11 protein-coding genes are annotated in these 13,240 nt (G+C 62.4%); 9 read left to right on the forward strand and 2 right to left on the reverse strand.

The genetic code is table 11. The features are described from left to right. Positions 1 to 260: 260 nt before the first annotated feature. On the forward strand, positions 261 to 908 hold the full coding sequence (locus tag DW178_RS07380; protein WP_286168583.1) for a type II secretion system F family protein: 648 nt from the start codon (positions 261 to 263) through the stop codon (positions 906 to 908). A gap of 67 nt (positions 909 to 975) precedes the next feature. Continuing rightward, positions 976 to 3,549 (forward strand): hypothetical protein, encoded by a 2,574-nt coding sequence (locus tag DW178_RS07385; RefSeq protein ID WP_147363829.1) that lies wholly within the window; start codon positions 976 to 978, stop codon positions 3,547 to 3,549. 183 nt (positions 3,550 to 3,732) lie between these two features. Here DW178_RS07385 and DW178_RS07390 read toward each other — a convergent pair whose 3' ends face one another. Both DW178_RS07390 and thrC read right to left on the reverse strand, forming a co-directional pair. Continuing rightward, positions 3,733 to 4,083, reverse strand: coding sequence for a winged helix-turn-helix domain-containing protein (locus tag DW178_RS07390; protein WP_118350361.1), 351 nt, complete (start codon positions 4,081 to 4,083; stop codon positions 3,733 to 3,735). Between the two features lie 32 nt (positions 4,084 to 4,115). Beyond that, the gene (gene thrC, locus DW178_RS07395) at positions 4,116 to 5,672 is read right to left on the reverse strand and encodes a threonine synthase (protein WP_199669263.1); all 1,557 of its coding nucleotides are present in this window, start codon (positions 5,670 to 5,672) and stop codon (positions 4,116 to 4,118) included. Between the two features lie 443 nt (positions 5,673 to 6,115). On the opposite strand from thrC, the gene DW178_RS07400 reads away from it, so the two are divergent. From DW178_RS07400 to DW178_RS07430, 7 genes are all read left to right on the forward strand, one after another. Further along, a complete protein-coding gene (locus tag DW178_RS07400; protein WP_286168587.1) occupies positions 6,116 to 6,406 on the forward strand; it encodes a FeoA family protein in 291 nt (96 codons plus the stop codon). 130 nt (positions 6,407 to 6,536) lie between these two features. Next, positions 6,537 to 6,773 carry a FeoA family protein gene (locus tag DW178_RS07405; RefSeq protein WP_042434827.1) on the forward strand — a complete coding sequence of 79 codons (237 nt, stop codon included), beginning with the start codon at positions 6,537 to 6,539 and terminating at the stop codon, positions 6,771 to 6,773. 182 nt (positions 6,774 to 6,955) lie between these two features. Next, positions 6,956 to 9,550, forward strand: coding sequence for a ferrous iron transporter B (gene feoB, locus DW178_RS07410; protein WP_118350363.1), 2,595 nt, complete (start codon positions 6,956 to 6,958; stop codon positions 9,548 to 9,550). 187 nt (positions 9,551 to 9,737) lie between these two features. Continuing rightward, positions 9,738 to 9,956, forward strand: a complete 219-nt coding sequence (locus tag DW178_RS07415; RefSeq protein WP_286168589.1) for a hypothetical protein — start codon at positions 9,738 to 9,740, stop codon at positions 9,954 to 9,956. 639 nt (positions 9,957 to 10,595) lie between these two features. Then, positions 10,596 to 10,976 (forward strand): metal-dependent transcriptional regulator, encoded by a 381-nt coding sequence (locus DW178_RS07420; protein ID WP_118350364.1) that lies wholly within the window; start codon positions 10,596 to 10,598, stop codon positions 10,974 to 10,976. A 185-nt stretch (positions 10,977 to 11,161) separates the two neighbouring features. Further along, on the forward strand, positions 11,162 to 12,148 hold the full coding sequence (locus tag DW178_RS07425) for an FtsB family cell division protein (protein ID WP_158574107.1): 987 nt from the start codon (positions 11,162 to 11,164) through the stop codon (positions 12,146 to 12,148). Between the two features lie 18 nt (positions 12,149 to 12,166). After that, the gene (locus DW178_RS07430; protein WP_118350366.1) at positions 12,167 to 13,138 is read left to right on the forward strand and encodes a Ppx/GppA phosphatase family protein; all 972 of its coding nucleotides are present in this window, start codon (positions 12,167 to 12,169) and stop codon (positions 13,136 to 13,138) included. Positions 13,139 to 13,240: the final 102 nt, after the last annotated feature.

Raw genomic sequence — 13,240 nt, forward strand, 5'->3', positions numbered from 1 at the left:
TTTGCGCGATCTGCCTGCTGGCGGTTGCTGCGGGGTTGGCGGTTTACGAGGCGCTCAACGCTTGGGCCGGGGTGAAAGCGCGTGGGCTTATGCCGGCGTGGGCAAGATTCGATCGGGCCGACGGCTCGTCGAGGGGTCGGACTCATGCGGGCCCGGCTCGCTTGTGGTCGCGTGCTGTGGAGGCGCTTGCGGGTTTCGCCCCGCTTTCAATGAGGGAGCGGGAGCGGTCAAGGGAACGGCTTCGATGCGCGGGCATCGCTTTGGAGCCCGAAACCTGGCGTTGCGTGTGCTTTGCCGCGGTTTCGGGCTGCGTGGTCATCGCCGTTGCGGCGTGCATCGCGTTTCGTGCAACGCCGGCGGTTTTCGTTTTCGTCGTTTGCGGAGCGGGGCTGGCGGGTTGCGGAGGCTTGCAGCTGTATCTGCGATCGAAGCGCCAAGCGCGCCGCGCCGCCATCGATGCCGGATTGCCCGACGCCATGGAATTGCTTGGCGTGGCGATAGCCGCCGGATCTCCGGTGGAGCAGTGCTTTCGTCAGGTTGCCGAAAGCTTGAGCGGCCCGCTTGCCGATGAGTTCCGCCTGGTGGACCAAGAGGTCAACTTGCTGGGGCATTCCCGCGCGAAGGCGCTTTCGAACCTTGCGCAGCGCTGCGCAAGCCAGGAGGTCACTGCGTTCGCCGCTCAGCTGACCCAAGCCATAGAGCAGGGCGCCTCGGTGGCGCAGGGGCTTGCCAATCAAGCTGCGCTTGCCCGTTCGCGCGCACAGGCGGCGGCGCTCGAACATATCAGGAAGATGCCGACGAAGCTCGATGTGGTGCTGTCCGTTTGCTTTTTGCCGCCTACCACGTTGCTGGTGCTCGTTCCCACGGTGGTCGATCTGCTGGCGTTTCTGGGAGGTGGGCTGGCTTGAGGTCGTTTCGATGGGCGCCGCAGGAAGGAAGGGCGGGGCGATGGTGAGGCAGAGGCATAAAACTGCGATGCGCAATCGAAGGCGCCGCGTTCCCGCATCGGGTGGCGTGTCAACGGGGGATGGGCATGTGCTCACGCGCCGCGGTTTCGTGTTCGGTTTAGGGGCGGTTGCCGTTGGACTGATTATGTACAACCCCCGAATGGCGTTTGCCGATGAACCTTGGTGGGACGGGTCCTTGATCTTCCGCGGATATGGCGCGCGTTATGCCAACAGGTTTTGGAATGAGGTCGGTTCGGTGCAGGCGGGGGCAGGTGCCGAGCAGGCGGGGAATATGTACACCGGTTTGCAGGTGTCGGCGAAAACGCCTTGGGTTGAATGGGATATCTCCTCACGGCAGTTCATCAGGGTGGCCACTAAGATCGCCATGGCATGCGATTTCACGACGGAGCTGTATTACCACATGAGGGGCAAGCTCGAGATAGCGTGCGGAAGCTATAACGAGCTGAATCCCTCGTATAACCTGTGGCACACGGATTCGGGCGATGATACGCGTTTCACCCTGTTCCACACTGTTGACGGTGCACCTAAAGGGGGCGTGGAAGAGGGGTCGAAGATCGTCGTCATCGACAATGAGGCAGGATCGGGCATCCATAGAGACGGTTGCCATGTGTGGACCGATTACCGCGAGTATCCGGGATCGGATTATTCAGTGTGGATCCGGCGTACCGAGCGCGATGCGATGCATGGGTTTCAGCTGAGGTCGTGGTTTTGGAACTATTACTACTATGGGAAGGACTGGTATTACCAGCGGGCCGACGATCCCCCTATCGGCTTTTCCACGAAGTGGGTCAAGCAACGAGCAAAACGGGTGGGTATCGCAAGCGAGGCGCAATGGGCTGGCCGCGTGCTCGTCATCTCCCCGGCAACGGTTCCGTCGCTGCAGCTGGGCGTCGACGGGCCTCGCGCCGGCCAGGGATGCGGCGTGTTTTCCTCTGCGTCCTCGACGAGACGCCATTGGATAGCGGTGTCGCACGAAGACGAGCGCTTTGCCGGAACGTTTCGCTTCGTGCCTGTTTGCGCCGGCGACGGCTCGCTTTCGTTGGGCCAGGCAGGCGGCGGGCCGCGTTTCGACGCAAGCGCGGCGGAGCTTCAGCGTCGCGCGGGCGCCGATCGCGCGCAGGCGGTGTGGGTGCATGGGCGAGGATCGCGCCAATGGCTTTTCAGCGATTGTTCCGGCATGGCGCTCGATCGCGTGGGAGCCTCGCAGGAAAACGGCGCGCGCGTGCAGTTCCATTCGAACGGCTATGCCGATGGGGAGTGGGGCAACGAGTCTCATATATGGCATCTCGAAGATGCTCGTTTCGGCACGGAGGACGGCGACCTGTTCGACCTTGAGGGCGCTGCAGACGGCTCGACGGTTGTCGTGGGCGCTTCGCTTGGCGTTCCCGACCCCCGGACCGCGTTCAGGCCCGGAGGCGCATCGGCCGATGCGAAGGGCATTCGATACGAATACCTGTGGTTTGCCGATGACGGTCAGGGAGAAGCCGTCTCCGAGATTCCCGAGGTCACGGGCCGCGCATGCGTGTCGTTCGGCGGCGGGCGCCTGTGGCTTGATGCGCAACCGGCGGCGAACGTGGTGGGAACGCGCGGGCATGCCGGGGCTTTGCGTGCTTTGAACCTATCGGCCGAAGGAAGCGAGCCGGGGCTTGCCGTGCAAATCGCCTCGTCCGGAGCGTGGCGCGATGCCTCTCAAGAGGGGGCCGAGGCGCAGGGTCTCAGCATAAAGCTCGGCGGGGATGCCTCCTCGCGCTTTCATGTGCGTTATCGCGTGTGCGGGAAGGATGGGAGTTGGTCCGAGTGGGTCCAAGACGGGCAGGAGGCATCCTGCGGCGGGATGCCGATTCATGGCATAAGCGCCCGAATCGTGCCAGCGGGGCTTCTTGAGGAAACGGGGCGGACGCTTCAGGTCGGCGAGCACTTGGCGGGAAAGCGGCTGGCGTGCATCGTGCGCGCGACTACCGCATACCTGCATGCCGCGTATCTGGGATGCGCCGTTTCAAAGCCTTTGCAGGTAGTGAACCCCTTCACCACGGTGCGCTATTTCGTGGATGGCGAACGAGAGCCTTGCTGGTCCGAACGCGTCGACGAATCGTCCTCGTACAGCGCCTCCTCCGATGCGCGCGCAATTGCCTTGAAACCCGGGTGTGAGAAGGTGGAGGGGTGGTTCGTCGATGCCGCGTGCACCGTTCCGTTCGCGGATGGGACGGTGGTGCAGGGGGCGACGTTGGATCTGTTCGGGCGCAATATCGCCGAGGTCCGCTATGCATTGACGGATATGGCTCGGGAGTTGTTCTCTGAGCGGCGGTGCTTCGCCGATAAGCAGCTTGAAGCCGAGGTGGACGGGGAATCCATGCTGCCGCCTGCGCAAGAGGTGGCCTACGGGGAGGTGCTGTCGTTTTCGCGGCGTCCCAGCGTATGGTACGAGGCCGAGGGGCGTGCAAGGGAGGCGGTCGGCGTTATCGGCGCATATGCCGATGCTTCGGCATCCCAGCCGCCGGCGCCGAAGCTGAAGGTGACGTGCTCTATGACGGCGTATCTTGGATGGGCCTTGCCGAGATACGAGGGCATTTGGGTTTCGTAGGCGTGGAATACGGATCGAGCCGCCATCGGTTGGCGGCTCGATCCGGGGCGCGGTGCGTGCTGGGGCGCTTGGCGTGATGCGCGGTAGCGTCGCATCACAAAAAACGAGATAAGGCCGATCCGCCTTATCTGCACGTTATCGTCGAAGGACCTCGAGATGATGCACAGGGCGAGCGGTTATCGGCTACTGGCCATCAACCTGCTTTTCGAAGCTGTCCTCGGCTTGCGATTGAAGCTGCTCCTCGATGGCCTGGTATGCGGCAAGAATCTGCTCGCAATCTTCGGTCAGTCGGCTTCCGTGGGCGCCATCGCGGTAAAGAAGCTGCACGTCAAGGGCTGCTTCTGTGTCCTTGATGATGCGCCATGCCTTGCTGTATGCCATGCCCATGCTCTTGGCTGCGGCGTTTAAGGAGCCGGTGTCGCGCACGCCGATGCACAGGCTGGCGATGCCGCGGCCGAACACCGAGTTGCTTTCCGTGTCGGGATTGACCACGGAAAGCCTGACGATCGGTTTAAGCTTGGATAGTTTGTTCATGAATGGTCCTTCGGTTCCCCTCGTGTGTGCTGCTATTCGTTGTCCAAGGCAGCGAGAAACCGCTCCGTCGCGCTCTCGATGTCCTCGGTGGTGCCGTCGATGACTTCGGTGAACCTGATGGGCAGACCGTCGAGTTCCGCCAGGCAGCGCGGCACGTCGTGGTGGCCCGATTCGTCGGCGACCAGGTCGTTGAGGCCGCAGCCGGAAAGCGCGGCAATGTTTTCCGGCAGGGGCTGGCCGGGCTGCATATCGTGCAAGGCGCGGTACACGTTGTTGCCGAACTTGGCCCAGTGGGCGGTGCTGGCGATGAGCACGGGGTTTTCGCCGCGCAGGTTCTGCGCGGCGCGGTATGCTACGGCGGTATGCGGGTCGAGTAGGTAGTCGTGCTTGTCGAGCACCTCTTTGATGGTGCGCAGACACTCGGCGTTGTCCACGCTGTCGGCGGCAAAGTGCTTGCGAACGGCCTTGAACGTGTCCTCGTCCACGCGGAAGCAGCGCTGCTGCTTCAGGTCGGCCATCCAGCCGGCGATCGCTTCGGGGTTGCGGCCCGTCAGCTCGAACAGCTGGCGCTCCAGGTTGGAGCTGACCAGGATGTCCATGGAAGGGGAGGGGGTCAGCACGAACGGGCGGTCGGACACGTCGTAGGTGCCGGTGTTGATGAAGTCGGTGAGCACGCGGTTCTCGTTGCTGGCGCAGTACAGCATGTCGATGGGCACTCCCATACGCTTGGCGTAGTACGCGGCAAGGATGTTGCCGAAGTTGCCGGTAGGCACGCATACGTCAAGCGGGGCGCCGGCTGCAAGCTTGCCGTCTGCCACCAGCTGCGAGTAGGCGGACACGTAGTACACCACCTGCGGCAGCAGGCGGCCCCAGTTGATGGAATTCGCGCTGGAAAGGGAGACGCCATGCTCGGAGAGCAGCTTCTCGGCGAAGGCTGCGTCGCCGAACACGTTCTTAGCGCCCGTCTGACAATCGTCGAAGTTGCCGCGCACGCCCCACACGTTGACGTTTGATCCGCGTTGCGTGGCCATCTGGCGGTACTGGATGTCGCTCACCCCGCCGTCGGGATACATGACCGAGATGGAGACGTGGGGCAGGTCGCGGAAGCCTTCGAGGGCGGCCTTGCCGGTGTCTCCCGACGTTGCCACCAGGATAAGGAAATCGTGGTTGAGCTTGCCCTGCTCGCGCAGCTGGGCTGCCGATGCGCTGAAGAAGCGCGGCAGGCACTGCAGCGCCATGTCCTTGAAGGCGCTGGTGGGGCCGTGCCACAGCTCAAGGACGTGGGTGTCGGCATCAAGGGAGGTGATGGGGCAGATGCGCTCGTCGTCGAAGTTGTCGCTATAGGCCTGCGCCATAAGCTCGTCTATGACCTGAGCGGGAAGGTCGACGCCGAAGGCCTTGTAGATGCGTGCGGCGCGCTGCGCATAGGGCAGCTGAGCCAACTCGCAGATCTCGTCGAGCGCAAGCTCGGGGATATGCTGCGGAACGTACAGTCCGCCGCCATCTGCCAGGCCGTTGATAACGGCCTCGGTGAATTCAACGGGTCGGTCGATGCATCCGCGCGTATCGATATAGCGATTCTCTTGCATGGGCTTGGTGCCTCCTTCGGCATTGCGAAAAGGGGGATTATTCACGGTACGCATAATATTCCTGCGAAAGTACAGATGGAAGATGATTTTCCCGTTCTTCAGACAAACGGTGGCGAACGACGTTTTCGGCAAATAAGATCGATGCCGGGACTCGTGCCGCCTAGTTGTAGAGGGCTCGCCCTCCTTTAGTGCGGGAAATACTTGCGAGCGGTTTCGACGGATGCGGGTAGGAAGGGTGGCGGAGAGCAAGTTTGCAGTCGGAACGCTTTTCATGTCCGCTCGTCCGGCATCTTCAGCCGCGCTTCGCTCGTTTCGAAGTAAATGTGGTGAAACTTTGAAAATTTACCCGTATCGAACAATAAGTTGCCCAAGGCTTCCATGCAAAGTCAATCTGATGTAACATCATTCTGTTATATGCGTCAAACAAATGAAGGGAGAACATCATGGAGACTGCGATGACGAGCGCTGCGGCGAAGGCTGCGCGAGCTTCTAGCGTGTCCGTCCAGCAGATGCCGCTTTCCTTCCTGAAAGAGGGCGAATCCGCGCATGTCGTCAAAGTGCGCGGGAGGGGCGACTTGCAGCATCATCTTGAGAATCTCGGCTTCGTGGAAGGAGCGGAGGTCAAGGTGGTGTCGGGCGTGGCGGGAGACCTGATCGTCTCCGTCAAAGGCGCGCAGGTGGCCATCGGCCGTCAAGCGGCGTCCCATATCATCACCTCCGCGGCAACGGCATAGCGGCCGATCTGCCGCCGCAGTAGGCGAATCCGGCCGCAGTGGGAAGACGCTGCGGCCGTTCGTGCGGCTGCGCTGCAGCCGCCAGTATAAGGGCATGGAGAGAAGCATAAGAAAGCGAGGATAGGGCTAGATGGCCGAGATTCAGGGCAAAACGCTGCGTGATGTGCAGGTCGGCGAATCTGCTACGGTGCGCCGCCTAAGCGGAGAGGGCGCGCTCAAGCGTCACATCATGGACATGGGCATCACGAAAGGCGTCGGGGTGTACGTGCGCAAGGTGGCGCCGCTTGGAGATCCCATCGAGGTGACGGTTCGCGGTTACGAGCTGTCGCTGCGCAAAAGCGAGGCGGAGTGCATCCTCGTCGACTAGCATGTACGCCGGCGTAACAGCCGGCGCATCGACCGTCGATGGGCAGTGGCGCGAGTGCGCCGTTTTTTACCGGAACGAGTTACCGTAACCTAACTCAAAATGGCTTCTGAACTGGGACGGTGTGAAACATCGAAACCCAGAACAGCGCAAGAAGCCGAATCGATTCGCAAGAAAGGTAGATCATGGGAATCTGCATTGCCCTTGCCGGCAACCCGAACTGCGGCAAGACGACGATGTTCAACGACCTGACAGGCGCCAATCAATACGTTGGCAACTGGCCGGGTGTCACCGTCGAGAAGAAGGAGGGCAAGTACACGCGCGACAAGGACGTGACCATCACGGACCTGCCGGGCATCTACTCGCTGTCCCCGTATTCGCCCGAGGAGATCGTGGCGCGCGATTACCTGCTCGAAGGCGGCCCCGACGCCGTCATCAACCTGGTGGACGCCACCAACCTTGAGCGCAACCTGTATCTGACCAGCCAGATTCTGAATCTGGGCGTCCCGGTCGTGATTGCGCTGAACATGATGGACCTGGTGGAGAAGAACGGCGACAAGATCGACGTCGACGGTCTGTCCCGCGAGCTGGGCTGCCCCATCGTTCCTACCTCGGCGCTGAAGGGCCGCGGCATGGAGGATGTTGTCAAGGCCGCCATTGATGCAGCTCGAAGCAAGAAAGTCCCTGCATCGCAGATGAAATTCGACGCTGCCGTCGAGGAGGCGCTCGTCAAGATCGAGGGCGTCCTCGGCGATAAGGTCGCTTCTAACGCTGCGCGCTGGTACGCCATCAAGCTTTTCGAGGCCGAGGACAAAACCATCGCCGACCTCAAGCTGTCTCAAGCCGACTTGGACGCCATCTCCGCTATCCGCACCTCCATCGAGGACAAGCTCGACGATGATGCGGAATCCATCATCACTGCCGAGCGCTACGATGCCATCAGCCACGTTGTGGACAAGACCGTCAAGCGCACGCGCACGGGCCTGACCACCTCGCAGAAGATCGACCGCGTGGTCACCAACCGCTGGCTTGGCCTGCCCATCTTCATCGTCATCATGTTCTTCGTGTACTGGCTGGCGGTTTCCGTCGGCGGCGGCGTGGTGACTGACTGGGCCAATGACGGCATTTCCGGCGATGGCTGGCTCTACACCGGCAATGCCGCGTTCGACGAGGCCACCGAGGAATACGAGGATGCGCATTCCCAGGTTGTGGCTTATGTCGAGAACATTCTGGGCGAGGATGAAGAGTCCGAGCTGCCTTCCGATGCATCGCAGGAAGTGCTCGACGCCTTAGCCGCCGAGGAACCTGAGGCGCCTGAAGACGGTGCCGATGAGGACGCCGTGGCCGACTACGAAGACGCCATGGCCGAATACGAGGAGGCGCAGGCCATCGTCGCCGACTTCGACGAGCAGGCGCAAGCCTCGCACGCCGTGGCCACCATGGAGGTCGAGGACGAGGATGGCAACGTGGAGGAGCAGTCCATCACGTTCGCCGATTACCAGAAGGCGCTTGAGGTCGAAGAGCCCGATCCGTCCGACGGCACGTGGGGCCTGTGGATCCCGGGTCTGGGCGCCATCATCGCCGATGCCATGGAAGCGGCAGACGTCGCGCCGTGGCTGCAGTCCCTCGTCAATGACGGCATCGTCTCCGGCGTCGGCGCCGTCATCGGCTTCATCCCGCAGATGGTCATCCTGTTCCTGCTGCTGGGCATCCTGGAGCTGTGCGGCTACATGTCCCGCGTCGCGTTCATCATGGACCGCATCTTCCGCAAGTTCGGCCTGTCCGGTAAATCGTTCATCCCGATGCTCATCGCTTCCGGCTGCGGCGTGCCCGCCGTCATGTCCACCAAGACCATCGAGAACGAGATGGACCGTCGCATGACCATCATGACCACCACGATGATCCCGTGCGGCGCGAAGATGCCCATCATCGCGCTCGTGTTTGGCGCTCTGGCGTCCGGTGATTCCTCTGCAACGTGGTACGTGGCCCCCATGTTCTACTTCCTGGGCGTCATCGCCATCATCCTGTCCGGCATCATGCTGAAGAAGACCAAGCTGTTCGCCGGCGACGCCACCCCGTTCGTCATGGAGCTGCCCGAGTACCATATGCCCACGGTGAAGTCCATCCTGCTGTCCATGTGGGAGCGCGTGAAGGGCTACATCATCAAGGCAGGTACCATCATCTTCCTGTCCACCATCGTCATCTGGTTCCTCATGAACTTCGGCGATGCGGGCGAGGGCTTCGGCCTGCTCGACCCCGATGCGCCCGACTACATGGAGCACAGCCTCATGGCCGGCCTGGGCAATCTGCTCGCCTGGATCTTCGCGCCGCTGGGCTTCGATAACTGGCAGGCCGCGGCGACCGCCGTCACCGGCTTGGTAGCCAAGGAGAACGTCGTGGCAACCGTGGGCATCATCACGCAGCTTGCCGATTACGGCGAGGCTGACCCGCAGCTGTGGTTCGGCTTCCTGCAGATGCTCGGCGGTTCCACCGCTGCCGTGGTCGCCTTCTGCGCGTTCAACCTGCTGTGCGCTCCTTGCTTCGCCGCCATGGGCACCATCCGCCAGCAGCAGAACTCTCCGAAGTGGTTCTGGATCACCATCGGCTACCTGTGCGGTTTCGCCTGGTGCGTGGGCACCATGCTCTACCAGTTCGTCGGCCTTGCGACCGGCGAGGTCGAGTTCAACGTGTTCACCGTGGTGGCTATCGTCATCGCAGCCGCCATGCTGTTCCAGATCTTCCGCCCCATGCCCAAGCGTGAGGAGAAGCAGGACAAGTAGCACTGCGACCATCTCGTAAGACCGATATCGGGCCAGAAAACCATCGATGATGGTTTTGCGAAGACGTGAGCTGCTTTAAGCGGGACGTCGCCTTCGGGTGGCGTCCCGCTGTCGTTCGTAGTATTATCCAAGGTAAACAATTTTCGCGCGCCGGCATAGGCGTGCAGCTTAGGAAAGGAGTCGGGCTGTGATCTTGGGTCTGGAATTCAACCTGCCGACTGTGGGGGTCCTGCTGATCGTGGTCGCATGGGCTGCATGGGCCGTGCACCGTCTATGGAGCCGCGGTATGTGCGACTGCCATGCCGATAGCCCGCGCGGCTGTTCGGGCGGCTGCGGCGGGTGCACGGGGTGCAGCGCCGCGGCGCGCATGGCCGCCGACATGAGCAAGGCCGTGTCCGGCAGATAAGCAGCTGCGGGCATGTCCGCGGCATAGAAGATGCTACCAAGGGGAGGGGCCGGCTTGATGCCGGCCCCTCCGCGTATATGGCGGCCTTGCGGTCGGGGGGCGGGGCGCGCAGCGCGCTCGTCTCGTGCGACGCAGCTGCCTGCGCGTGATGTCCGGCGGCAGGGGAGGTTCGCATGCGAAACATTCGAATGGGCTTGGGAGCCAAATCGACCGGCAACGGGAAGCCCGTCCGCACCCGTGTCAAACGCAAACGAAGCGTTCGGGTGAGCTCGCGAATCAAGAGCGCAAAATGAGAAGATCGCTAAGGAAAACTTTTTTCGAAAAGTTATTGACGGTTTACTAAAGTTACCCTATACTGACAAATGTCGATGGCAAGCGTTCCCCCTCGCAAAAGCCATTCGACGCCTCTCTTTCTTTTGCTGACCCGGCGGCAGGGCTCTTCTCGTCTGGCCCCGCCGTATCAGCAGGCCGACGAGGGTTCCATACCCCCCTCTCCACCCTCGTCGGCCACGTTTCCCTTTTCGAGTTTCCCTCGTGAATCCGCAGGCTGCTTGAGCAGATCGAATGCGCAGCTATGCGCTTTTAGCGTTATGCTATCGCCCTGTGGTACTATGAGGGCAACTATGAAAGGAGTGCCCAATGGAGAAGATGTCCAAATCGCACGAGGATTACCTTGAGGCCATCGTAATGCTCGGGGGCACCACGGAGGTGTCCGTCCGATCTGTCGACATCGCCAACAAAATGGGCGTTTCCAAGGCATCCGTGAACAAGGCGGTCACCGCGCTGAAGGAGAAGGCGCTTGCCGAGCAGCCGTATTACGGCGATATCACCCTCACCGAGGCTGGCTTTGCCTATGGCACCGCCATCTACGAGCGTCATTGCATGCTTTCGAAGTTCCTGCACAAGGAGCTGGGCATTCCCGCCGACGTTGCCGAGAGCGAAGCCTGCCTTATGGAACACGCCATCAGCGACGACTCGTTCGAAAAATGGAGAGCTTATATTAAAAAGCTCGACCTCTAAAGGCGCGAAGGCGCCCATCGCTGAAGCTAAACCGCATGCCAGCCGCCCGTTTCCATCTTGGAGACGGGCGGTTTTCCGTCTTGGGTGCCGGCCGCGCGGCGTCGCACGATGTGCTATCCTACCGAATGCTTCTTGCATCAAATCACACACTTAATCGAACCACATGCGCTAAGGGGCGGTCATCAATGTCACGGCAAGCTCGTATCCTCTCGTTCGACGACGTCAAGCGAGGCGGTTCCCGTTACCCAGAACATCAACATCGCGATTGGGCGGAGCGCTCGCAGGCGGGTCGTGCCCGTGCGGGCCAGCGTCCCTCGCAAGCCCCGCGCCGCCAAAGCTCGCCTTTGCTGTCCTATCTTTCCGAGGACGCGTTTGCGCAGCCGTATTCCGAAGAGGGGGCCTTCCAGCATCCCGCGCGGCAGCGTCGCGGCGCCTCCCGTGCCGCCCGCAAGCGCGGCGAAACCGTTGCCGAGCAGCGTCGTTCCTCTCGCGTTTCCGCGCAAGAGCGCGATGAGCGCGCCCAGGAGCCGGAAGAGGGTCGGATCACGGCAGCCGATCGCCGTCGCGCCAAGGCCAAGGCGCGCGCCAAGGCCAAGGCCGGCCGCGCGTTCGAGAAGCAGTTCGGCGGGCAAGCGCCCGAGAGCGACGATTCCCCGCGCGCAGCCGTGTACAAAGGGCAGATGGGCGCAAGCCAGCGTCGTGCCCAGCGCATGCAGACCGATGAGGCTGCGCCGTCGCGCAACCGCCGCCGTGCGCGCTTTTCCAAAGACACCCTTATGGGCGCCATGGGCTCCCGCACGTTCATGATCGGCGCTGCCGTGGCGGCGTGCCTGGTCATGTCCACGGTGTTCCTGTATCCCACCGCGCAGCGCTACTATTGCAGCGTGCGCGACCACGATAAGCTGGTCATCGAATACGATGCGCTCGTCGATCGCAACCAGGAGCTGCAATCCGACGTCGATTCCCTGCAAACCGATGCAGGCGTCGAGCAGCGTGCCCACGAGCAGCTCGGCTGGGTGAAAAAAGGCGAGGAATCCGCCAATGTGCGCGGTTTGAACTTGGAGGAAACCCAGCAGGGCTCCACCATCACGCCCAACATCTCCTCCGATAGCGTGCAGGCGCCCGATACGTGGTACTCGCCGCTGCTCGATCTGGTGTTCGGCTACAAATAAGCAGGCAAGGGGGTTGCCATGACCGAAAGCCGCATGCAAGGATTTGCTGCAGGGCGCTATGCCGCCATCGACATCGGAACGGTCACGTGCCGCATGCTCGTGGCGGACGTCGACGCCGCGGGCGCCATCCATGAGGTGGATCGCGAATACGCCATCACCAACCTTGGCGAAGGCGTCGATGCCACCGGTATGCTCTTGCCTGCCGCAATCGACCGCACCGTTGAAACGGTAGGGGGGTATTGCGCCGTGCGCGACCGCCTTGCCGAGCAGGGCGCCCCCATCGCCAAGACCATCGCGGTAGCCACCTCGGCATCGCGCGATGCAGGGAACTCCGATGAGTTCGTGCGGCGTTTGGCGCAGCTCGGCGTTGTCCTTTCGGTCATACCCGGTTGGAAGGAGGCGGGGCTGTCGTTCTCGGGTGCATCGTGCGATTTCCCTGGCCAGGACCTTATGGTGGTGGATATCGGCGGCGGCTCCACCGAGATGGTGGTGGGCCATGCGGGCCAAGCGCCCGCGTGGGCGCACTCCTTCGATATCGGGTGCCGTCGCGTCACCGAGAAGTTCATCCGCACCGACCCTCCCGAACCCGCCGAGCTTGAAGCGGCGCGCGAATGGGTAGCGCGGCAGCTTGCCGAGCATCTCGGGGAAGCCGGGAAGGCCGGCGTGGCGCCTGAGCGTCTGGTGGCGGTCGCGGGTACGGCTACCACGGTGGTCGCGGTGCGCGACCAGATGCGCGTGTACGATTCGACGAAGGTGCATAAGGCGCACGTGACGCGCCCGCAGCTCGATCGGCAGTACTCGCAGCTTGCCGCCATGCCCCTGGAGCGGCGCAGCCAGGTCGTGGGCTTGGACCCCGGCCGAGCGCCGGTCATCGTGGCAGGCTTGGTCATCATGCAGGCTGTCATGGACGCCGTCGGCGTGGACGGGTTCACCGTCAGCGAGACGGACATCCTGCACGGCATCATATTGGACGCGGCCAAGCTCGGATAGGCCCGCCTTCCAAGCAAGACGACGTGCGTCGATGCCTAGCGAGCGGTCCCGCGCCGCTGCGTATCGGATCTGCCTGAACATGCAAAACGGCCCCCGGCGCGG

The organism is Eggerthella sp. AM16-19 (assembly GCF_003474385.1).
Classification (GTDB): domain Bacteria; phylum Actinomycetota; class Coriobacteriia; order Coriobacteriales; family Eggerthellaceae; genus Senegalimassilia.

Coding starts and splice junctions, on each gene's coding strand:
- feoB (WP_118350363.1), top strand. CDS start 6,956: ATGGGAATCTGCATTGCCCTTGCCGGCAACCCGAACTGCGGCAAGACG.
- DW178_RS07385 (WP_147363829.1), top strand. CDS start 976: ATGCGCAATCGAAGGCGCCGCGTTCCCGCATCGGGTGGCGTGTCAACG.
- DW178_RS07430 (WP_118350366.1), top strand. CDS start 12,167: ATGACCGAAAGCCGCATGCAAGGATTTGCTGCAGGGCGCTATGCCGCC.
- thrC (WP_199669263.1), bottom strand. CDS start 5,672: ATGCAAGAGAATCGCTATATCGATACGCGCGGATGCATCGACCGACCC.
- DW178_RS07390 (WP_118350361.1), bottom strand. CDS start 4,083: ATGAACAAACTATCCAAGCTTAAACCGATCGTCAGGCTTTCCGTGGTC.
- DW178_RS07420 (WP_118350364.1), top strand. CDS start 10,596: ATGGAGAAGATGTCCAAATCGCACGAGGATTACCTTGAGGCCATCGTA.
- DW178_RS07400 (WP_286168587.1), top strand. CDS start 6,116: ATGGAGACTGCGATGACGAGCGCTGCGGCGAAGGCTGCGCGAGCTTCT.
- DW178_RS07425 (WP_158574107.1), top strand. CDS start 11,162: ATGTCACGGCAAGCTCGTATCCTCTCGTTCGACGACGTCAAGCGAGGC.
- DW178_RS07405 (WP_042434827.1), top strand. CDS start 6,537: ATGGCCGAGATTCAGGGCAAAACGCTGCGTGATGTGCAGGTCGGCGAA.